Consider the following 639-nt stretch of genomic DNA (forward strand, 5'->3'; position numbering starts at 1 on the left):
GACGGCTGCGAACACTGCCGACTGAAGGGGCTTTTCACCCGCAACGGCAAGGCAGCGGGTGGAACCACGCGCCCGTCGTTGGCCGCCGAGCTCTACCGTCCGACGCCTGAGTTTTTGGAGCGTGTGGCCGAGCGCGACTGGTCCGGTGCCCGCAAAGTTTGGCGCGGTGAACGCCGTACCGGGTTCGATAACGCGGATATGACGGGAAAGACCCTCTATGAACATGCTCTTTTCAAGGCTTCGCGCGGTTTGATTGACCCACAATTCATCAATCGCTCGATGCAGTCGTTCGCGCAGTACCGCGTAATGCCCGGCGTCGATGGCTTAATGGTCTAACCCTGGTCCTCCATGTTCACCACGTTCGCAAAAATGCTGCCCGAGCGGCAGCAGTTGGTCGTCGCGCGCTGGCGGTTTCAGAAAGTCCGCGAGGACTTCTACCGCGAGACGCGTCTCGATATCGCAGCAAAGGGCCTGCGCAACACCGAGACGCTGTTCGACCGGCTCGAAACGTACGAAAAGCGCAGCCGCACTCGCGGCAAGCTCGAGTGGCGGGTGTTCTCCAGCATCCGGGAAACCATGCAGCGTGGGGAGAGCTTCTCGCTCGCTATCAAGCCATTCATCCCCGGCGACGAGTACGCG

General features: G+C 61.2%; 2 pseudogenes. Both read left to right on the plus strand.

Annotated elements, in window-relative coordinates:
- Positions 1-336: pseudogene (locus AWB81_RS43950) on the plus strand (secretion system protein E); the annotation flags it as partial.
- Positions 337-369: 33 nt separating this feature from the next.
- Positions 370-639: pseudogene (locus AWB81_RS43955) on the plus strand (type II secretion system protein); the annotation flags it as partial.

This window comes from Caballeronia arationis (assembly GCF_001544975.2).
Classification (GTDB): Bacteria; Pseudomonadota; Gammaproteobacteria; order Burkholderiales; family Burkholderiaceae; genus Caballeronia; species Caballeronia arationis.